This window comes from Teichococcus oryzae (assembly GCF_008386565.1).
Classification (GTDB): domain Bacteria; phylum Pseudomonadota; class Alphaproteobacteria; order Acetobacterales; family Acetobacteraceae; genus Pseudoroseomonas; species Pseudoroseomonas oryzae.
The window spans coordinates 1-19,979 of record NZ_VUKA01000022.1 but is presented as its reverse complement, the minus strand read 5'-3'; the positions used below and the strand labels follow the sequence as shown (position 1 = coordinate 19,979).

The following is a 19,979-nucleotide window of genomic DNA, read 5'->3' as shown; positions in this document are numbered from 1 at the left end:
TGTCTCCGTTTTTTCCGTCTGGCAGAAGTGCCGTTGCTGTGGATGGTGTAGCCAAAGCATGGCGCGAGGACGCTGGGCGGAGGTGACACAATGCGGGACAAAACTGACATGAACACAGGCCGGCGCCTGGTCGCCGAGATCGGGCTCGTGATCTACCCGGACTGCCAGCTGGCGGCGGTCTATGGCCTTACGGATCTGTTCCGCATTGCTGGTGACATGGCGCGGGTGGCGGAGGAACCTACCTCCCCCGCGATCCGCGTCAGCCATTGGCGCCAGGAGGGCGCCGAGATCGTCTGCTCCTATGACAGCGACCCTGGTCCCGACCATGCGCTGGCCCATGCCATCACGCCGCCCAGCCTGATCATGCCGGATCGGATGCAGCCCATGACGGCCTTGGCGGACTGGATGAGCAGGCTTCACCGCAGCGGCACCACGCTCTGCTCCATTTGCGCCGGCGCCTTCGTGTTGGCCGAAACCGGACTGCTCCAGGGCCGCGAGGCCACTACCCACTGGGCCTTTGCCGAGACGCTGGCCTCCCGCTTCCCAGCTGTCCGGGTGGATGCCGATCGCATGCTGATTGATGACGGCGACATCATCACCGCCGGAGGAATTCTGGCCTGGACGGATCTTGGCCTGACGCTGGTTGAGCGTCTGCTCGGGCCAAGCGTGATGTTGGATACTGCGCGTTTTCTGATCATCGACCCCCCAGGCCGGACGCAGCGGCCCTATGGCCAATTCGTCCCCAAGCTAGACCATGGCGACCAAGCAATCCTGGCCGTGCAGCACTGGCTGCAAGCGACTGGCGCGAAGGACCACGCTGTGCCGATGCTGGCAGCCCGCGCAGGGCTGGAGGAACGGACCTTCCTGCGCCGCTTCAAGAAGGCCACCGGCCTCCGGCCGACGGAATACGGGCAGCAGATCCGCATCGCCAAGGCACGCGAGGCGCTGGAGCGGACGCGCCGCCCTGTGGAGCAGATCGCCTGGCAGACCGGATACGGAGACCCATCCACCTTCCGCAAGCTGTTCCACCGGGTGACGGGGCTGTCGCCCCAGGAATACCGCCGTCGCTTTGGCATCGCCCTCCAAGCCCATGCCAACGCCAGCGCCGAAGCTTAGCTTTTTGGTCGTGGCCTTCCTGCGTGAAGACGCTCAGGCCTTCCTGTGTCGGATCACCCACGGGCTGACCGACAACGGCGCTGCTTCTCACCGACTTTCAAGAAGGCCTGCGCCGAGTTGGGCGCCCAGTACCGTCATGTCCGACCTTATACGCCACAGACCAACGGCATGGTGGAACGCTTCCACGGTCGCGTCGAGAGTGAGGTGCTCGGCATCACTATCTACTTCCATCGCGATCTCGAGCAGCTGCTGCGGGGATTCAGCGCCGCGTACAACGCCTGCTATCAGTGGATCCTGCAGGGCAGAACGCCGAACCAAGTCGTTGCAGAACGGCTTGCCACCAAGCGAAAGCTGCGCGACGCCAACTCTGCTGGGCAGGCCGACGCGCAGGACATTGCCAAAGCTCGCCTCATCGTTAAGGGCACCAGGGACATCTCACAACCTGATGGCTAGGCCAGTTCAACCTTCGCCTGGCCTGACAGCCCAATGATCTGCTCCGCAGCATGGCGCTTTTTCATGCCCGTAGCCTCCTTCACAGAAGGCCAACTCCTTCACTCCACCTGGGTCGAGTTCACCGGGGAAGGTCACGCCCAGGATGCAGATGCTGCTCGTCTCCAGCGAGACGGCGATCCCGGCGTGGTGGGCCATCTCGGTGCCTCCCTCAGCTTATGAAGCCCTAAGGGTCACATGGAAGAACATCCAGCCGCAGCAGCATCCACTATCACGCCGCCCCGATTCAGGTGGATCCGCCGGCCGAGTGGCCTGGATGAGAAGGAGGGGGTGATTTCAGCAACCTGAGCGGGGGGGTTGAGCAACCCCGGCAGGGATGCAGGCGCGCCCGGCTCCGCGTCGGAGGACAGGTCGGCCATAGGGAAATCCGCGTCTTCCCTGGGTCCTGGAGGATCGGAGCGCAGCAGCCCCGGGGGCTGCCCGGGGCTGCTGCCCTTAGCGGGCGGCGAGGGTGCTGGAGCGCGGCGGCAGCGGCAGGTAGACCACATCACCGTTCCGCCCACCGAGATCGACCGGAAGGCCAGCCGCCTGCTGGCCCACCCTCGGGTCGGCGTAGCGGATCGTGGTGTCCTGACCCAGTCGCTCGAACTCGGCGAAGCCGCCGCCGAGGATGTTGCCGCTTTAGCTCTCGGCATAGCGCACGCTGAAGTTCTCGCCCTGGCCAGTCACGGTGAAGGGCTGCTGTGCCTGGGCCAAGCCGTCGAAGCCCAGCAGGGCGGCGGCGGCAAGCAGGGTGCGGGGGGTGTTCATGGTCAGCTTTCCTTGAGAGAAGACGCGGCGCTTGGCGCCATGTTGATAGAATGATATCGCGCTATTATATCGTGCACTATATAATATTTTGCGTACCTGCCATGCCGCAAATCATTGCACGATTAGATCGCCCACGATTATATTTGGTTCTGCTTGGCCCTTAAGGAACCCACCATGCCGCAAAGCCCACCCGACCTCGACAGCCTCCTCTGCTTTGCCCTCCACTCCACCGCGCATGCCATTCAGCGCGCCAACAAGCCGCTGCTCGACGCTCTCGGCCTCACCTACCCGCAGTACCTCGTGATGGTGGTGCTCTGGGCCGAGGATGGGCAGACAGTGGGCGGCATTGGCGAGCGCCTCTTTCTTGAGAGCAGCACCCTCACCCCGCTGCTCAAGCGCCTGCAGGCGGCGGGCCTCGTCGAGCGCCGCCGCGACAGCCAGGATGAGCGCCAGGTGCGTATCCACCTGACCGAGGCCGGCCACGCTCTGCGCGAGAAGGCCTGCCACCGCCCCGCCTGGGCCGAAACCTGCTTCAGCGACAACCCTGGGGAGGCCGAGGCCCTGCAAAAGGCAATCCTCCACCTCCGCAACCGCCTCGCACCAACAGCAGAATGAGGCAGCCTCGGTCTGAGGTTCGAGGCGAGCCCGGGACATGGAGCCTGCAGAAAAACTCTTTAGTGCCCGTTTGAGAATGCTGATGTTGAGGTGTTCAGGCGTCTTCCCATGCCCGGATGGGCTGGATGTGGACCAAGGGACGCCGGGCATGTCAGGGGCCTTTGAACGGCGCGCTGTCCGACGGATCTGACTGATCGGGAATGGCAGTTCATTCAGCCTCTGCTGCCGCCCAGCAGTGCCCTCTTCCGGTGACCGGGAGGAGTGGTGGACGGCAGTGCTTTCATGACCGCCGGTGCAGCCGCTTGTCCGCATAAGGCAATGGCCACACCGGCAGAAAGCTGGCTTCAGCCCGGCCTGCATCTTTCCCTGCCTGACTATACAGCACCAGTTTCAAGGTCCCGTACAAAGCGGGAAATCATGGAATTGAATTCTTCTGCCGCGTGCCAGAAGGCGGCATGCCCGACGCCGCTCAGGCGGTGGCACCTCCTTTCCCACAGCCTGGCATATGCGACGCCATCAATGTAATCGAGCTTGATCAGCGGATACGCCCTCGATCTTCAACGCCGCCCTCAACCCTTATATGAACTGGCGCGGGAACCAGCGCGATCTTCAATGCCAGAGCGAGGCGGTCCTGCTGCACCCGGACCTGATGGACGGCGATTGGCCGGCGATCTTGTCGCGCCTCTAGGCCGATGGTACCCATCCGGTGATGCTTTCGATTACCCACATCTTGGGTGCTCCGCGGCGTCCCATCCGAGTTCGATGTCGGCAAGGCGGGAGAGCCCGCGCCAGAGGACCATCGCACCGGGTGGCGGGTCATGAGAGCGGCCGAGGTGGCCACCCAGCCGTGCCAGCTTTCGGACGTAGGTGGCCAGCGTCTTCCCCTGGGGCTCGTCGGCCTGAGCGCTGGGGATGAGCCTGTCGAGGATGAGGATCTCCCGATCACGCAGCGCGGCTTGTGGTGCCGTCTCGGGATGAGTGCGGTGAGCCTGGGTCAGCCAGAGGATCCGCCAGGCGATGATGCAGAACAGCGCCAGGAGGTTCGCGATCCGCTCGGCAGACCTGAGACGGGAGTCCTCCGCGCGGCAGCCGGATTTGAGGATCTTGTGGAAGATCTCAATCTTCCACCGCATGGCATACCAGTGGATCTTCTCAATCGCTTCCCGACGTGTACGGACTGGCAGATCGGTCAGGAGCTTCCACTCAATTGGCTTGCGGCTTCGAGGTGGGTTGCGCTCAGTCACGTGCAGCACCGTGAGGTCGAGCGGCGGATAGCGCTTCTGCTTTCCAATCGGCGGCAAGAGATGGACCCGCCGTGCCCGGATCTCGAGAGCGGCGTGGATCACTTCGCCCTGTGCATCGCGCAGTTCGACATGATGCAGGCCGCGCACCCTGGCTTCCGCCATCCCTGAGGCGACGGTGTGGCCTCCGTCACCGGCCAACCGGTCGTTGCACGTGCGGATGACGCAGTGGGTGCCGAGTTCCAGAACCAGGCAGAACAGTTCGTAGATGTCGCTCTCGCGGTCGGCAACGTGGACGAGGCGCTCAGGTTCACCCAGGAGGTCCATCGACTGCCGGAGGTTGTCGAGCCAGCGGACGCTTTCCTTGCCCTCGATCGCCACCCCGGTGTGGTTGACCACACGCTTGAGCGCGGCGGTTCCCCTGAACTTCGCCCGTGTCCAGACCTTCACCGCAGTGACGCCGAGCGGCACGCCCTGCTCTGTCACAGCGAGGCTGGTGTGGAGGAGCAGGCCGCAGAGCGTATGCTGTCGCCACCGACCCTCGGCATCGCGACCGCTGTTGACCCTGTTGGTCACGCCGATCGCGGTCGTGGAGGCACGCTGGTAGGTGAACTCGGTGGTGTCTTGTAAGAGCAGGACCATGCCGGATGAAGCCCTGACACGCTCGCGCGTCGCCGCAAAATGGCCGCCCAGGATGTCAGCCTCGTCCACCCGCCCGTTGGCCAGGAACCGGTAGGCTGCCTTGGCTCCGGCCCAGTTGCCACACGCCTGAGGTATGCTGGACCCGACACCTGCGGCAAGCTGCCGCAGGAGACCAGCACAGCGCCGGTGCAGTCTTACGTCTGCGAAGGTCGCGGCCTCCAATTCGGCGCCTGTCCAGTCCTGGTTGAGGCAACCGCAAGCCTCGCTGTCTGGAGCGGTTTGCAAGCCCGGCACCATCGCACGCCCTCCATGGAGCATTGCCGCACCCAGCGCATCACCATGGACCCCGTAGGATCAAGTGCTTTCGACCGCACCAGCCAGATGCCTGTCTGAGATGTGGGTAATCGAAAGCATCACCGGATGGGTACCGAGCGTTTCACCGAGTTCGTCGTGATCATCGCGCTGATGGGGGCGGGGCTGCGGCTCGACCGCGCCTTCGAGTAGCGGCGATGGGCAGTGACGTGGCGCCTGCTCGGCATCAACATGCCGCTCGGCATCCTGGCCATCGCCGGACTGACCGCCTGGGGGCTCGGCCTGTCCTGGGCTTCCGCGCTGCTGCTCGCCGCCAGCCTGGCGCCGACTGATCCGGTGCTGGCGGCCGATGTCCAGGTCGGCCCGCCAAAGAGCGGCGAGGAGGACGAGGTCCGCTTCGGCCTCACCTCCGAGGCGGGGCTCCATGACGGGCTGGCCTTCCCGTTTGTGCATCTGGCCATCATGCTGGCCGCCGTGGCGGGCACGGACAAGCCCTGGCTTGCTGAATGGCTCGGCTACCGGGTGCTGTGGGAGATCGGCGCCGGGATCGGCGCCGGCTGGCTGATTGGCCGCGCCTTTGGCTGGCTCACCTTCCATGTGCCGGCCGAGACCCGGCTGGCCAGGACGCGGGACGGGCTGACCGAGATCATCCACTGCTACGGCTTCCTGGCCGTATTCGTCACCGCGCTGAGTTTCCGCCGGGCGCATCGCGAGCATGACTTTCACACGCAGATGCACGAGGTGACCGAACAGATCGAGCGCCTGGCGATGATGGTGCGGCTGCTGCTCTTCGGCGGCGCGCTGGTCAGCGGCCTGCTGGCGCCGGTGCCCTGGACCGAGATGGCCTTGGCCCTCCTGATCCTGCTGGTGGTCCGCCCCGTGACGGGATGGCTCGGCTTGGCCGGGTTCCGGGCCGACCCCGGCGAGAAGCTGACGCTCGCCTTTTTCGGCATTCGTGGGGTCGGCTCACTTTACTACCTGGCCTATGGCCTGAACCGGATGGACGTTGCGGAGGCTGGGCGGCTCTGGAGCTTTGTTGGCGTGGTGGTGCTGTTCTTTATCCTGCTGCATGGGCTGAGCGTCACGCCGATCATGCGCCTCATCGACCGGCGGCTCGGCCGTGACCCGGATGCCGATGACGCGACGCCGCCGCCAGGCCTGAAGGGGCCGGCCGCGGAGATGGCGGCGTCAGGAGATCTCAAAACGTGCTCGGACGATGAGTAAGCCGCTTACTCAAAGGTTTACGAGAGGGGGAGATCATCGCTTCAAAGATCCCCTTACATGTAGAGCAGGGGAGACCTCTCTCGCGGAACGAACGCGATCCTTCTCCAGAAGCGGCATCGTTCTGTTTTGTCGGTTTGGAGGTGCTGATTGTCGGCAGGTTGAGGCCGTGTTGGCTCCTGGACCAGTCGAGCGGGGCCATCAGGCAAGGGAGGCTGAGGAAGCATCGGGCGGTCTTCTCATAGCGAGTGGCAACAGCACGCCCTTTTTCAGCCGTGTCCAGAGCCACTCGACCTGGGACCGGTTGTCGTAGATCCAGGCCAGACAGGCGACCGGGGCTGCGTGCTGCTGCGGTGGCAGGCTGACCTTCCAGATGTATTTGCGGGAGGAATGGCTGGTGTAGCCGCGGCCCGCCACCTATCCAGCTTGGTGCCTCCAACAGAGGCTGAGTGGGGCTCCGAATTGCTGGCAGCTCATGTGCCTGACAAGGTGACAGCTGAGCCGAAAGTATTCAACCGTAGCCTAAAGTATTGCAGAAAAATTCAGATTGAATTCGCCTGTAATACTACTTTGGTGCTATACCTTCACCGGGCGACCGACAGGTTGTCTGCCGGGCACCCGACTTTACAGTCGCGAGGTGTTCCATGTTAACCCAGATGAAAATTCTTGCTGTGGCGGCAAGCCTCGGCATGCTGGCGTCAGCGTCCGCTGTCGGACAGGTTGTCCCCGGCTATACGCAAGGCGAAAGCTTTTCTGTTGCTCTGGACCCCAGCCGTGCCAACAACGTGGTCGGTGGGGGCCTTCTGCGCGCCTCGGGTGGCAGCGAGGACATAAGGGCAGAGTACGACAATAGTTACCAGACCGGCCAAACCGCCAACTTTCCAAGCTGGACAGGGGGTGGGGAGAACGGGAGCATAATCTATGCCACAACGCCTCAGACTTCCGTCCAAAGGGCCAGCATACGGCGTTGACGGTGATGGTTGCCGTTAGGAGGCTCGGGAGCGGCAAAGGCACCACCGGCCGCTCCTCCTAGGTTGGCTTCCCGTGCAACTCATGTAACCAAGCGGAGTGGTCGAGGTGGTCTGCTGGGCCGCCCGCTTGCACCAATCGCGGATGGTCTCGCTGCTCACCGCGAGGAGCCAGCCCGGCACGCTACAGGGCTTGGTGGAGCAGGCGATCTCGGAGCGGCCTGATCCGCTTAGGTGATCAGGAGCTAACAGGGCCAATGCTTTAGGATGAACCCCGTTGTAATTGCTGATCTTTCTTCGAATTGATGGGCACCCCTGAGTAAGCTCTACGGAGCGAGGAAGGTGTCCGACGAACGAGACACGGCGGGAGTTCACGCCGGAGTTCAAGCAGGAGGCGGTCGCGCTGTTGCGCTCCAGCGGCCGCTGACGCAAGTCGCGGGCGAGTTGGGCATCCAGCCCTCCATGCTGTGCAGCTGGCGGCGACGGCAGACTGGCGAGGCGCCGCGGCCGCAGCCCGTCACGGCAGGCAGCGGCTCTGTTGCTTCGCCATCTGGCCCAACATCTTCGGCAGCGGATCAGGCCGCCGAGATTGCGCACCTGCGCCTTGAGCTGGAGCGCGCGCGCCTTGAGCGTGACATTTTAAAGAAAGCCATCGGCATCTTCTCGCAAACCCCGAGATGAGGTTCCGCGTCATCGCCGCCCATGCCGATACCTGGCCAATCAGGACCGCCTGTTGTGTGCTCGGCGTGTCCGTCTCAGGTTACTACGCCTGTCGGGCGCGCCCCGAGAGCGCCAGAACCGTGGCCAACCGGCAGATCCCTGAGCGACAGCCGGCGCCTGCACTCCAGCCATCACGGCCGCTACGGCAGCCCGCGCCTGCAGGCTGCCTTGCGCGCCGAGGGATGACAGACACAGCCGCGGCCGGGTCGAGCGGCTGATGCGAGGGGCCCGGATCCGGGCGATCGCGGGCCGCCGCTGCCGGCCGGAGACCACCAACAGCCGCCATGCCCTTCCGGTCGCTCCGAACCTGCTGAACCGACAGTTCTCGATCACCTGTCTCAACAGGGTCTGGCTGGCCGACATCACCTATCTGCCCACCGGTAAGGGCTGGCTCTATCTCGCCGCCGTTCCCGACCTGGCGACGCGCAAGGTGGTCGGCTGGTCGATGCGCGACCACATGCGTGCGGAACTCGCCTGCGCCGCGCTTATCATGGCCATCCAGCGGCAGCGGCCGCCACCTGGCCTGCTGCAGCACTCGGATCGCGGCTCGCAGTATGCTGCCGAAGATTATCGCCAGCTCTTGAAGGCAGCTGGGATGCGGCAGTCCATGAGCCGCCGCGGCAATTGCCTCGACAATGCGCCAATGGAAAGCTTCTTCCACACCCTCAAGGTCGAACTCGCCCAGCAGCGTCGATGGGCCACACGGAACGAGGCCCGGCGCGACGTGTTCACCTGCATCGAAAGCTACGACAACCGGCAGCGTATCCACTCCGCCTTGCGCTACAGGACCCCCGAGCAGATGGAACGCGCCGCCGCCTGATCCCTGTCCATCAAATCAGGGGAAGATCAGCGGTGCCGAATGTAGCCGTCAGCATTGGTAAGGAGCGGAGCCACGTTGGCGAACGCGGCCACGAATGCCGAGCCGGAGCCAGGGAGAAGGTGAAGAAGCGCGAATTCGGTGATCATCTGATCTCTTCTTGGGTGGGGCGGACGACCGGGCGAGGGGAGCCGCTGGTCGTCCGTGCGACGCGTCAGGCAGCGGCCCGCTGGCCGGGGTACAACGCTCCCGCCTCGCCCCACACGTCGATCACGACTTTTCCGCGCAAGCCGTGCGTGCGCCCGTTCTCCAGGAGAACGTGCGCCTCGCCCATGCGCTCAAGCGGAAATGCCGCGCCAATCACAGGCTTCACCAGACCGCGCTCAATCAGGTTTGTCAGTGCGTCGAGCTTCCCGCGGTTTTGGCGGGTGAACACAAAGTGGTAGGCGGCGTTCTTGCTCCAGGCCTCAATGAGGTTCTGAGGTTGCGCGATATCAACGAGACTAACGACGCGACCGAAGGCGGCCAGCGTCAGCGGGCTCCGTGTCAGCGTATCACCACCGATCGTGTCGAAGACGACGTTGACGCCCTCGCCACCAGTCTGTCGGAGAACCGCCTTCACATAGTCCTCTGCCATGAAGTCGATCGCCTCGTCTGCCCCAAGGGAGTGAACGAAGTCATGATCGCGGGCGAGTGCCGTTGTGATCACCCGCGCCCCGATTGCTTTGGCGACCTGGATCGCAATCGTCCCAACGCCGCCTGCTCCGCCATGAATCAATACGGTTTCGCCAACCTTGAGCTGCGCGCGCTGAACGAATGCCTCCCAAACAGTGCCGCCCACGAGTGTCAAGCTCGCGGCCTCGATGTGAGAAAGGTTTCTGGGTTTGCGGCCCGCCAGATCCACGTCAACGACGTTCTGCTCGGCATAGGATCCGGTGCCACCAAAGATCTTTGGCGTGTAGTAGACCTCATCGCCGATCCCAAACTCGATGACATCGGACCCGACTTCTTCAATGACGCCGGAGATGTCGTGGCCGATGATGGCGGGTAGCCGCACGTAATCCGTGTAGTCACCACGACGGATCTGGCAGTCTAGCGGGTTTACGGCAGTCGCGTGCACGCGCACTCGCATTTGGTGCGGCCCAACCGACGGCACCGGGACCTCGCGCAGTTCGAACGCATCCGGCCCGCCGAAGCGGGTGAGGACGATAGCCTTCATGGTTTTGGACATGGTAGCCTCCTTTCAGCAGTGAATGGTTCAGTAGCGCTTGGGGACTCGCTCAAAGCTGGCGCCAAGTCGCCGTTGGGCACGACCTTCCCGCCTCGTGGCCCATTTCGCCGGTCAATGCCGATGTTGCTCTTGTAGCCAAAGATTGGCACCGCGATCTGGATGGCTTGGCGCTGACAGCCTTTCTGATTTGGGCTGTGCCCTGCCGCGCTTGGGCGGCCGGCGGGCACCCCGGTCTTTCTGCGCCCGCTTCGGCTCGGACCAATCCGCAGGAATGACGCCTTCCCGGATGATGACTTTCTTTCGACGGTGGTCTTCTGGCGCGGTGCGGCGGTCAGGGTGGCGTCGATGATCTGCCCGCCCATGGCGAGAAAGCCCTCGCCCGCCAGCACTATGTCGAAGCGGCGGACAGCTCCTCGATGCCGACCGCCTGCTTGAGCTGCTCACGGTAGAGCCAGATCGCCTTGGCATCCGGCACCGCCTGGTGCAGCCCGAGGCCTGCAAAGCACATGAAGGACAGCTGGTCCCGCAGCTGGCCGAGAGGCTGTAAAGCGCCTGCAGCACCAGGATGCGTAACATCAGCACCGCATCATAGGGTAGGCATCCGCCGAGGCCGCGATCTGACCGCTTCAGCGCCGCATCCAGCACCGGGCGGAAGATCTCGAAATCGACCACGGCCGAGAGCCGCTCCAGTGGATCGCCCGCCGCAGACAAGGCTGCATACCGCTCATCTACATCGAAGAAGCTCAGCTGGTCCGCCATTCCACTATCTCCGCTGACAAGAGCCAGTGAATCAGCTCAGCGCCTCAACAGCGAGGTTCTTCGAAATGTCCAACCGTGCGGAGGCACCCAGTAGCAGCGGCTCTCCATCCGCAGGGCGGAGCCAGGCTGACGTTAAGCGCCCGTTATACGGTTGGCGTCAGACGACGCGTTTCAACATGTGCGCGAACTCGTGGTGGTCCACGTTGATCGCGCCATTGCCGTGGAAATGCTGGATATGCGGTCCGTGCTCGTGGTGCTTGTTGCGGGCCTCGACAGAAGCCCACGCCTCGACGAACACGAAGCGGCCCGGCTCATCCTGATCTTCGAACAGATCGTACCGGATATTGCCCTCCTCAGCCCGCGATGGCTCGACAAGCACCGACAGGTCTCGACGCAATTCATCCTCTTTGCCGGTCTTCGCTTTCAGACCAACCACAATGAACAGTTCGCTCATTCGCTATCTCCTTGCGAAGAAGAGTGGCGGCGGTTGAGCCGCCGCCACCTTTCGTCAGCGCGGTCAGGCGGCCTGTGCGGCCTTCTCGGGATTGAAGCCGTCGAAGCTCTCGAAGACGCCCATGAAGCCGGGAACGGTGGCTTCTCGCGCCCAGTCGCGCTGGAGTTCGCAATACATCTGAACCCGGCTGATCAGCTTCGCGCCGGCCTGTTCGACGCGGCGAAGCGCTGCCTCATGCGCGGCCACCGATGTGCCACCGACCGCGTCGACGGGCACATAGACTTCATACCCCTCCTGCATCGCGTCGAGCGCCGGGAAGGTGAGGCAAGCCTCCGTCCATAGCGCGGTCATGATGAGCTTGCGCCGGCCGAGGGCCTTGACCGCGTCCTTGAAGCCGGCGTCCTCCCAGCTGTTGATCGAGGTGCGGTCGTAGGTTGGCAGGTGGCCGAGCACGTCCTGCAGCTGTTGGATCGGCGGCTTGTTGCGACCGGTTTGCACGTTCACGGTCGAGTGGATGATCGGGAGATTGTAGTTCAGGGCTGCCTTGGCGGCGCTGACGATGTTGAACACCAGCTCATCGCGCGGCATCGAGCGGATTGAGGAGACCTGGACCGGCTGATAGTCGATGATAATGAAGGCGGCATTGTCGGGGGTGAGAAGATGATCGGTCTGCGGGTTGCGGATTGTCTCGCTGGTCATGGCTGGTCCCTTTGCTGTTGAAGTTATACGAAGGCGCGCTGACGCGCTTCATCAAGCGGACGGGCGAGTGCCCACCGGTCCGCAGGAAAAAGAGGCCGGAGCCGATGTGGGTCCGGCCCCTTGATCATGTTGTGGCGGACACGAAGCGTCCGCCGTTGAAGTCTTCGGCCGCCTGACGGATTTCTGCTTCGCTGTTCATCACGAAGGGCCCGTACCCGACGATCGGCTCGTCAATGGGTTCGCCGGTCAACACCAGCAGCTTGGCGTCGCCGTCAGCTCGAATGGCGGTCTTGCCGCCATCGCGGCCGAACAGCACCATCTCCGCTTCGCTGGCCGTCTGGCTTTCCGCGATCGTGACGTGCCCTGTGAGCACGACGATCATTGCGGTATGACCTTTGGGTAGATCGAGGTTCAGCTCTGCGTCAGCACTCAGGCTCAGATCCCAGACGTTGATCGGCGTGAAGGTGCGGGCCGGGCCCGTCGTGCCTTGATAGTCGCCGGCGATGATCCGCGCGGTGCCTGCGTCCTTCGGGAGGGTTACAACCGGAATATCGGCCTTCGAGATGCTTTGATACCTAGCAGGAGCCATCTTGTCCTTGGCGGGCAGGTTGACCCACAACTGCACCATGCGGAAGGGACCACCCGTTCGAGCGAAACCGGGCGAGTGATACTCTTCGTGGATGATCCCACCTGCCGCGGTCATCCATTGGATGTCGCCAGGTCCGATCACGCCGCCGTTGCCAGCGGAATCCCGATGCTCGACTTCACCGTCATAGACGATGGTGACGGTCTCGAAGCCACGATGGGGATGCTTGCCGACACCCCTTTGTTCCCGGGTTGGTGCGAACACATGTGGCCCGGCATAGTCGAGCAGCAGGAATGGGCTGACGTGCGCGCCCAGATCGTTGTACGAAAAGAGCGAGCGGACGGGAAAACCGTCGCCGACCCAATGCTGCCGTTCGTTACCGTACCGGCCAATCACTTGGGCCATGTTCGTTCTCCGATTTGCGATACGCCGCAAGGCGTGTGCGTAGCAGGTGAAGTCTACGGCGAAACGATAGAACAGAAAGATTGCAGAAAGAGACGCAGCGTCCTATCGAAAGGACGATGAAGGATCTCAACGACTTCTACTATTTCGCAGCCGTGGTGGAGCATGGTGGCTTCTCGGCCGCCGGCCGCGCGCTCGGTGTCCAGAAGTCGTTGCTCAGCCGCCGTGTCCTGGCTCTCGAGGAGCGGCTAGGCGTTAGACTTCTCAACCGATCGTCCCGCCGCTTCTCGGTGACCGAGGTCGGGCGTGATTTTTACGATCGGTGCGTAGCAATGCTTGCCGAGGCGGAAGCTGCCGAGCAGGTCGCCGCGCAGGTCCAGGGAGAGCCGCGCGGCATGGTGCGGATGAGCTGCCCCACCGCGTTGCTGTCGTTCCAGTTTGGCGAGCTGATCGCGCGCTTCATGATGCTCAATCCCGGTGTCCAGATCCTTCTGGAGAGCACTAATCGCCGCGTCGACGTGATCTCGGAGGGCCTCGACCTGGCGGTTCGTGTGCGCGTTCCCCCGCTGGACTTGACCGATCTGGTCATGCGACGGCTTGATGAGAGCGCTCAGTGCCTAGTTGCCGCTCCGACCTTGATCCGCGAGCAGCTGCAATCGCCGGCCGACCTTCATGGCTTGCCCAGTCTTGACCAAATGCGGCCGACCCGCGAGCACACGTGGAGACTCCATCATGCCGACGGCAAGGTGGCGACGGTGCCACATGCGCCGCGTCTGGTGACCGACGATATGTCGGTGCTCCGCGATGCAGCCATGGCGGGAGCGGGTGTGGTGCAGTTGCCGACGATATCCATCTCCGAGGACGTCGAGGCTGGCCGGCTCGTCGACGTGCTACCGGGCTGGCGGCCAGAATCAGGCATTGTTCACGCCGTTTTTCCGTCGCGCCGCGGGCTCCTGCCATCAGTACGGGCGCTGGTCGATTTCCTTGCTCGTGAATGTGCCATTCAGCGCGCGCGAGCTGAAAAGATTGTGCCGCCTGGGCTGCCCCCTGAAGCGGGGGGGACGAAAGGACGATGAGCGTAGAGGGGAGTCAGTAAGCGCTGGTTAGAAACCCTATGCGGCAGCGTTTACGGTTGATCACCGGCTTTGGCCCGGCACCCCGGCATGAATTCGTCGATGCGGCTGTTGGGCCAGCCGTTGACAAGCTGGGCCGCAGGTCGGTGAAGTAGCGCTGTGGATCGACGCCATTGAGCTTGCAGGTCTCCACCAGAGAGGCAATGGCTGCCCATCTTGCACCACCATCGTCGCCGCTGGCGGACAGTGCGTTCTTGCGACTGAGGCAGACGGGGCGGATCGTCCGCGGTGCGGGCGGGGCTGCGCTTCGCCATCGCCGTGCCGGCCATGCGGGCGGCCATCCTGCGCGCCTGCGCTTTCTTCTTCTTCGCCTCGGCCGTATGGGCGCTGATGCCGCTGGTGATCCGGGAGGGGCTTGGCCTCGGTCCCGCGGCCTTCGGAGCAATGCTGGGCATGGCTGGCTTCGGCGCCGTTGCCGCGGGGACAATCCTCCCGATGGTCAGGGACCGCCTGTCGCAGGGGCGACTGGTGTTCCTCGCGTCCCTGCTGGCTTATGCCGCCATGGCACTGCTCGGCTTCTCGCGCCACTGGGCGCCTGCGGCCCTCGCCGTGTTGATCTTCGGCGCAGCTTGGCTCGCCGCGGGCAGTATCCTGGGTGCGGCCGCGCAGATGACCGCCCCACCCTGGGTCCGCGCCCGGGCACTGGGCGTTTATCACCTCGCATTCTTTGGTGCCCTGACCGTGGGATCACTGCTGTGGGGATGGATGGGGACCAGGGTGGGCGTGCCGACCGCCCTAGTCATTTGCGCCACAAGCGGCGCCATGGCCGCGGTGGCCGTGCGGCCCTGGCGCTTGGTGAACTTCGCCCAGGATCTGGCGCATTGAGTCAAGGCGCGAAGGGGCAGGACGGCCATGACCTTGCCCAGGGCGGAGGATCCGGCGTCCGCACTGAAGGAGTTGCTACACGACAACTCCGGGCGTGTGTTGGAAGTAGTTCGCTACCAGGTTGACCCCAGCGACCTTAGTGCCTTCCTGGCGGCTATGAGCATGTTCTCGAGATTCGAATGCGAGCGGGTGCGGCGGGATGGAGGCTCTACCGGGATCTGGCCCGGCCCGATTGCTTCACCGAGCTTTGGGCCGTGGACTCATGGACCGACTACCTGCGGCACGGGGTGCGGCTGGAGGAGGTGGACAGGGCGGCGCTCGCCCTTGTCGCGGAAATGCACCGCGGCGGGCAGGGACCAGAGGCTTCCCGCCACCTGAACATTGAACCCTAAGCCGAAAAGCCACTTGGCAGAGAAAGACAGGTGGCGAAGCGGTAGGGGATGCCAGCATGACTGATCTGAACTCTGCCAGCCGGCACAGCTTCGGTGGCCATGCCAAGCTGATGGAGCCTAGGACCTGCACCAGAGGTACCGCTGCCGCATTGTACCTGGATCATCAGGCTAAGTGGGCTGCCAATGGCAGCGAAAGGCGGTAGGTCCGGATGGCGTTGTCATGGAACAGTGCCAGTTGGTCCGCCCAAGGCAGGTCCGCCACTGCACTGCGGAAGCCGTCATAGATCGTGACGAAGCTGCCGCAAAGCCCGTCCACCGGGAAGTTGGAGGCGAACATGCAGCGCGGCACCCCGAAGATCTCGATGGTCTCTCGGATGATCGGGCGGTTATCCTCCAAGCTCCAAGGGCGCCCGCGCAAGCCAAGGCCGGAAATTTTCACTGATGCCTGGGGCGCCCGGGCCAGCCGCAGCATCGCCGCCCGCCAACCCGCCAGCCCCTCGGCGCTGCGGTCGGCGGGCAGGCCGGTATGGTTCAACACCAGGGGCGTCTCGGGATGCGCCTCGATCAGGTCCAGTGCCTCGTCGAGATGCCACCAGGGTGCCTGCAGCTCGAAATGCAGCCTCTGCGAAGCAAGCCGGGCATAGCCGGCTCGCCAGCGCGGATCGCTCATCGAGCCGGGGGCACCGCGTTCGACCAGATGCGGCGCCGCGGCGATGCGGGGCTTGTGTCGCACCCCCTTCACGAGCGGCATAGCCGCCTGGGTGGCCAGCACCTCCTCCACATCGTCCCGGTCCAGCCACGCCTGCGCCACATGCGCGGCGGGGCGGCCGGTGCGCGCGTGGAGTTGGGTGATCCAGCGGCTCTCGCCGGTAGGATCGGCCGGGTTCCACTCCCCTTCCATGGTGACGCTGGCAACCACGCGGTGGTGGCCAGTCAGTGCATCATAGTCCTCGGGCAGGAAGTCCTTGCCGCGCAGAGCGCTGTAGTCGCCGTAGCGGAAGGGAATAGGGGGATGATCCGGGCGCAGCCAGGGATGGTCGTTGTGCGTCAGGTCCCAGAAATGGTGGTGCGCGTCGATGATCGGCAGGTCACGCGGCATGAGCACGCCTCCGGCTCCAGAAGCTCCAGGCTGTCCAGGCCCAGATCAGCGCCACGGACAGCGCCAGCACAGCCGCGATCGGGCGCGAGATCAGAGTGAGCGGGTCGCCTTCTCCCTTCATCAGCGTCTGGATGAAGTTGAACTCGACCATCTTGCCCAGCACCAAGCCCAGAATGGCGGGGGCAACGGGAATCTCGTTTTCCTCCATGAACCAGCCGAGCGCGCCCATGGCGAGCATCATGCCGACGTCGAACAGCGAGTTGTTGATGGCATAGGAGCCGATGATGCAGGCGACCAACACGAAAGCCGCGATCACGCCGCGCGGCACGGCCAGAATGTGGCGTGCGATGCGGATCACCGCCCAGCCAAGCGGCACCATCAGAAGGTTGGCCAGGATGAAGACGATGAAGATGGCGTAGATCAGGTCCGGCGACTTTACGAAGATCGCTGGACCCGGCTCCATCCCCTTCAGGATCAGCACGCCGATAACGATGGCGGTGATGGAGTCGCCTGGAATGCCGAAGACGATGGTCGGCACCCAGGCGCCCGCCAGCGCCGAGTTGTTGGAGGCGCCCGCCTCGGCCAACCCCTCGAGATGGCCGGTGCCGAACTTCTCCGGCGTCCGCGAGAATTTCTTGCTGACAGCATAGGAGACCCAGGCCGCGATGTCAGCCCCCGCGCCAGGCAGGGCGCCGATCAGCGTGCCGACGACATTGCCGCGCAGCACCTGCACGCGCCACTGCCAGAGATCGCGCAATAGGTCGCGGAAGGGGCTGCCGTAAGGGGGAATGGCAGCCTTCTTTGTCTCCCGCACCGTCATCAGCCGGATCAGCTCGGGGATGGCGAAGAAGCCGACCAGCGCCGGCACGAAGTCGACACCGCCCATCAGCTCGGTCGAACCGAAGTCGAAGCGGGTAACGCCGGTAGCGATGTCGATCCCGATGCAAGAGATGAACAGGCCAATCAGCAGCGCCAGCATGCCCCGCAGCGGCGAGCCAGAGGAGAGGAAGGTGGCGCAGGTCAGCCCCAGAATGCCGAGCCAGAAATACTCGGGTGAGGAGAATTGCGTGGCGAAACGCGCCAGGGTCGGCGCGGCAAAGATCAGCACGATGGTGCCGAAGATGCCACCGATGGCGGAAGCGCCCATGCACATGCCGAGGCCGCGCCAGGGCTGCCCCTGCTGGGTCAGCTTGTAGGCCTCATCGGCGTAGGCGGCGGAGGCCGGCGTGCCAGGAATGCGGACCAGCGCGGCGGGAATGTCCCCGGAGAAGATCGCCATCGCTGTCAGGGCGACGATTGAGGCAATGGCCGGGACCGGGTCCATGAAGAAGGTGAAAGGCACTAGCAATGCTGCGCCCATCACCGCCGTCAGGCCGGGAATGGCACCCAGCACCATGCCGAGCACGCTGGCCAGCAAGATTACAATGAGAGTGTAAGGCTCGAAGACATGGCCGAAAGCGGCGAGCAGCGAGTCCATCAGACCCAGCCCTCCAGCACACCGGGCGGCAGCGGGACGCGCAGCACCTTGCTGAAGAGCAGGTGGAAGCCGATTGCTCCCAACACCGCGATCAGAGCAGCGCGCGGAGGCGCAATCCCCATGCGTAGTTGAACTGCCAGTATGATGGCGATGGCGAAGGGGATGAAGCCAACTGGTACCGCAAAAGCGGCGAACAGCCCAATGGCCAGCACCAGCACCGCAACATTGGTAATCGCCCAGCCGTCATGGAACCAACCTGGCAACTGCAGCACCGGCTCGCCCTTCTGCCGCATTCCCGCCAGCACCAGCAGCAGGCCGGTGAGCATGGCGGCCATGCCGAGCAGTGCGGGGTAGAATCCCGCACCCAGTTCCTGCCCCGGCACGCCTGGCAGGCGCAGGGAGGCCACCGTCAGCAGCCCCCCTAGTCCGATCGTCAGCACGCCGAGGGCGCAGTCGTTCAGGCGCATTACCCTCAGCCTCGCGCCAGACCCAGCTCGTGCAGCAAGGACGAGGTGGTCTCAGCAAACTGCTTGACATAGGTCTGGAACTGCTCCGGCGTTTCCCAGACCGGCACGATGCCGCGCTGCTTCATGATGTTCTGCACCTCAGGGCGCGCATGCCCCTTGGTGGCGGCCTCGATCAGCCGTTGCCGCACCGGCGTCGGCAAGCCCTTCGGTGTCACCAAGGAGAACCAGTTCTGGTACGTCCAGTCCACCCCTTCCTCGCGCAGGGTTGGCACATTGGGGAAGGAACTCATCCGCTCGTCAGCCATGACGGCCAGTACGCGGACCTGCCCGGCATCGGCCAGCGGCTTCGCCTCGATCGGCGAGCCGGTGAAGACGCTGATGCCTCCCGCCACCAAGTCCTGCAGCGCTGGCGCGCCACCTTGGCTCGGGATCCAGCGGATGGTGTCCACCGGCATCCCCATGCTCTTGGCCAAGCCTGCGGCGGCAAGATGCCAGGAGCCGCCTGTGGAGACACCGGAGCCGGTGACCCTGCCCTTTGCCGCCTCTTTCAGCCCCGCTGCGAAGCTCTTGAAGTCCTTCCAGTCACCATCCGCTTTCACCATCACGCCGGCGGGGATGGCGGCGATGCGCGAGATCAGGTCAACATTCTGCGGGCCCAGGTTGGACTGGCCCAGCACCTTGAAATTGACCAGTTCTGAGGTGCCGCAGCCGATGGTATGGCCATCTGACGAAGCATTGGCGATAGCAGCATGGCCGACGATGCCGTTGCCGCCGGTGCGGTTCACCACGTTGATGGGCTGTCCAAGCTCCGCCTCCAGACCGGTGGCGAAGATGCGTGTGACGGTATCAGCCCCGCCGCCAGCCGCCCAGGGCACGATCATGGTGACCGGACGTGTGGGCCAGGACTGCGCCCGTGCAGTGCGCGGCAGCAGAGCCGGCAGGGACAATGCAGCGGTGAGGCTGGCAAGGTTACGACGTGAGATCATTCTTGGCTTTTCTCCTCCTTGGTGGGTGCCCGGGGCAGCGGGAATGCGCAATCTGCCGGGCGCCGAGATTTTTCGTAATTCTAGCGGCTAAGCGGTCTCAACCTGCGCCACACGCATGCATCAGGCAGGCGGCTACTCAGCAGTGTGGGTCGCGGAGCAGCGGAGTACCGGCTGCCAGGCAAGGCCACCATGGCGTGGGCATACGCGGAAGCGGTAGGCGGGGATGGCTGTCGGCAGGCTATAGATCTTCTCCCTAGCGGCCTCCCTTTCCGGCACCGCATGCTTTCCAAAGTTGTGCAACTGTATGCAGTATAAATGCAAGGGCCGGTCGCAGTGCAGGAACCGTGACTGCCGGGCAGGTCACTGCTACTGCTGGTCCAAGCCCATGAAGAGCAGGCCTCCCGGTTCATTCCACGCAGGGCTAAGCAAGCCTTGGTGAAGCCTTTGTAGCGGCGGGCAGGGCCGTGGCACAGGGTCAGGACCAGCAGCCCGCCGGGCTTGAGCAGGGCGCAGAGCTTGCGGAAGGCACGGACCCGCTGGCCAGGTGGGACATGCTG

The 19,979-nt window shown here is 64.1% G+C and carries 18 protein-coding genes and 2 pseudogenes; 8 read left to right on the top strand and 12 right to left on the bottom strand.

Translation table 11 applies throughout. The features are described from left to right. Positions 1–108: 108 nt before the first annotated feature. Together F0Q34_RS19550 and F0Q34_RS19545 are read left to right on the top strand one after the other, a co-directional pair. Complete coding sequence (locus F0Q34_RS19550) at positions 109–1,116, top strand: GlxA family transcriptional regulator (RefSeq protein ID WP_149814002.1); 1,008 nt, start codon at positions 109–111, stop codon at positions 1,114–1,116. Between the two features lie 45 nt (positions 1,117–1,161). Next, on the top strand, positions 1,162–1,569 hold the full coding sequence (locus tag F0Q34_RS19545; protein ID WP_149814001.1) for an integrase core domain-containing protein: 408 nt from the start codon (positions 1,162–1,164) through the stop codon (positions 1,567–1,569). A 678-nt stretch (positions 1,570–2,247) separates the two neighbouring features. Here F0Q34_RS19545 and F0Q34_RS22550 read toward each other — a convergent pair. Continuing rightward, positions 2,248–2,376 carry a hypothetical protein gene (locus tag F0Q34_RS22550; RefSeq protein ID WP_277755310.1) on the bottom strand — a complete coding sequence of 43 codons (129 nt, stop codon included), beginning with the start codon at positions 2,374–2,376 and terminating at the stop codon, positions 2,248–2,250. Between the two features lie 174 nt (positions 2,377–2,550). Between F0Q34_RS22550 and F0Q34_RS19540 the strand changes: the two genes are divergently transcribed. Further along, the gene (locus F0Q34_RS19540; protein WP_149814000.1) at positions 2,551–2,991 is read left to right on the top strand and encodes a MarR family winged helix-turn-helix transcriptional regulator; all 441 of its coding nucleotides are present in this window, start codon (positions 2,551–2,553) and stop codon (positions 2,989–2,991) included. A 719-nt stretch (positions 2,992–3,710) separates the two neighbouring features. On the opposite strand, the gene F0Q34_RS19535 is transcribed toward F0Q34_RS19540, so the two are convergent. Further along, complete coding sequence (locus F0Q34_RS19535) at positions 3,711–5,171, bottom strand: IS4 family transposase (RefSeq protein ID WP_149813998.1); 1,461 nt, start codon at positions 5,169–5,171, stop codon at positions 3,711–3,713. A gap of 219 nt (positions 5,172–5,390) precedes the next feature. Between F0Q34_RS19535 and F0Q34_RS19530 the strand changes: the two genes are divergently transcribed. Together F0Q34_RS19530 and F0Q34_RS19525 are read left to right on the top strand one after the other, a co-directional pair. Beyond that, positions 5,391–6,410, top strand: coding sequence for a cation:proton antiporter domain-containing protein (locus F0Q34_RS19530; protein ID WP_206668100.1), 1,020 nt, complete (start codon positions 5,391–5,393; stop codon positions 6,408–6,410). 1,368 nt (positions 6,411–7,778) lie between these two features. Continuing rightward, positions 7,779–8,915: pseudogene (locus tag F0Q34_RS19525) on the top strand (IS3 family transposase). A 211-nt stretch (positions 8,916–9,126) separates the two neighbouring features. Here F0Q34_RS19525 and F0Q34_RS19520 read toward each other — a convergent pair. From F0Q34_RS19520 to F0Q34_RS19500, 5 genes are all read right to left on the bottom strand, one after another. Next, the gene (locus F0Q34_RS19520; RefSeq protein WP_149813997.1) at positions 9,127–10,143 is read right to left on the bottom strand and encodes a zinc-dependent alcohol dehydrogenase family protein; all 1,017 of its coding nucleotides are present in this window, start codon (positions 10,141–10,143) and stop codon (positions 9,127–9,129) included. A 388-nt stretch (positions 10,144–10,531) separates the two neighbouring features. After that, entirely contained in the window at positions 10,532–10,672 is a 141-nt protein-coding gene (locus F0Q34_RS19515) for a transposase (protein ID WP_277755312.1), read from the bottom strand. Between the two features lie 387 nt (positions 10,673–11,059). Continuing rightward, positions 11,060–11,356 (bottom strand): putative quinol monooxygenase, encoded by a 297-nt coding sequence (locus tag F0Q34_RS19510; RefSeq protein ID WP_149813994.1) that lies wholly within the window; start codon positions 11,354–11,356, stop codon positions 11,060–11,062. A gap of 63 nt (positions 11,357–11,419) precedes the next feature. Next, positions 11,420–12,055, bottom strand: coding sequence for a hydrolase (locus F0Q34_RS19505; RefSeq protein WP_149813993.1), 636 nt, complete (start codon positions 12,053–12,055; stop codon positions 11,420–11,422). Between the two features lie 124 nt (positions 12,056–12,179). Continuing rightward, complete coding sequence (locus F0Q34_RS19500; RefSeq protein WP_149813992.1) at positions 12,180–13,046, bottom strand: pirin family protein; 867 nt, start codon at positions 13,044–13,046, stop codon at positions 12,180–12,182. Between the two features lie 116 nt (positions 13,047–13,162). Between F0Q34_RS19500 and F0Q34_RS19495 the strand changes: the two genes are divergently transcribed. Continuing rightward, complete coding sequence (locus F0Q34_RS19495; RefSeq protein ID WP_149813990.1) at positions 13,163–14,119, top strand: LysR substrate-binding domain-containing protein; 957 nt, start codon at positions 13,163–13,165, stop codon at positions 14,117–14,119. A gap of 50 nt (positions 14,120–14,169) precedes the next feature. Here F0Q34_RS19495 and F0Q34_RS19490 read toward each other — a convergent pair. Continuing rightward, positions 14,170–14,402 (bottom strand): annotated as a pseudogene (locus F0Q34_RS19490) (transposase domain-containing protein); the annotation flags it as partial. 2 nt (positions 14,403–14,404) lie between these two features. Between F0Q34_RS19490 and F0Q34_RS19485 the strand changes: the two are divergent. Continuing rightward, positions 14,405–15,001 carry an MFS transporter gene (locus F0Q34_RS19485; protein ID WP_241665591.1) on the top strand — a complete coding sequence of 199 codons (597 nt, stop codon included), beginning with the start codon at positions 14,405–14,407 and terminating at the stop codon, positions 14,999–15,001. Positions 15,002–15,174: 173 nt separating this feature from the next. Further along, positions 15,175–15,393: an MFS transporter gene (locus F0Q34_RS19480; protein ID WP_277755311.1), complete on the top strand. Its 219-nt coding sequence runs from the start codon at positions 15,175–15,177 to the stop codon at positions 15,391–15,393. Between the two features lie 163 nt (positions 15,394–15,556). Here the strand turns inward: F0Q34_RS19480 and F0Q34_RS19475 are convergent, their stop codons facing one another. Genes F0Q34_RS19475 through F0Q34_RS19460 form a run of 4 tightly spaced genes read right to left on the bottom strand, consistent with a single transcriptional unit; the run spans position 15,557 to position 19,317 of the window. Continuing rightward, positions 15,557–16,492 (bottom strand): amidohydrolase family protein, encoded by a 936-nt coding sequence (locus F0Q34_RS19475; RefSeq protein ID WP_149813987.1) that lies wholly within the window; start codon positions 16,490–16,492, stop codon positions 15,557–15,559. Continuing rightward, the gene (locus tag F0Q34_RS19470; protein ID WP_149813985.1) at positions 16,482–17,969 is read right to left on the bottom strand and encodes a tripartite tricarboxylate transporter permease; all 1,488 of its coding nucleotides are present in this window, start codon (positions 17,967–17,969) and stop codon (positions 16,482–16,484) included. Before F0Q34_RS19470 ends, F0Q34_RS19475 begins: the two co-directional genes overlap by 11 nt. Beyond that, the gene (locus tag F0Q34_RS19465; RefSeq protein ID WP_149813984.1) at positions 17,969–18,436 is read right to left on the bottom strand and encodes a tripartite tricarboxylate transporter TctB family protein; all 468 of its coding nucleotides are present in this window, start codon (positions 18,434–18,436) and stop codon (positions 17,969–17,971) included. Before F0Q34_RS19465 ends, F0Q34_RS19470 begins: the two co-directional genes overlap by 1 nt. Positions 18,437–18,441: 5 nt before the next feature. Beyond that, complete coding sequence (locus F0Q34_RS19460; RefSeq protein WP_161600958.1) at positions 18,442–19,317, bottom strand: tripartite tricarboxylate transporter substrate binding protein; 876 nt, start codon at positions 19,315–19,317, stop codon at positions 18,442–18,444. Positions 19,318–19,979: the final 662 nt, after the last annotated feature.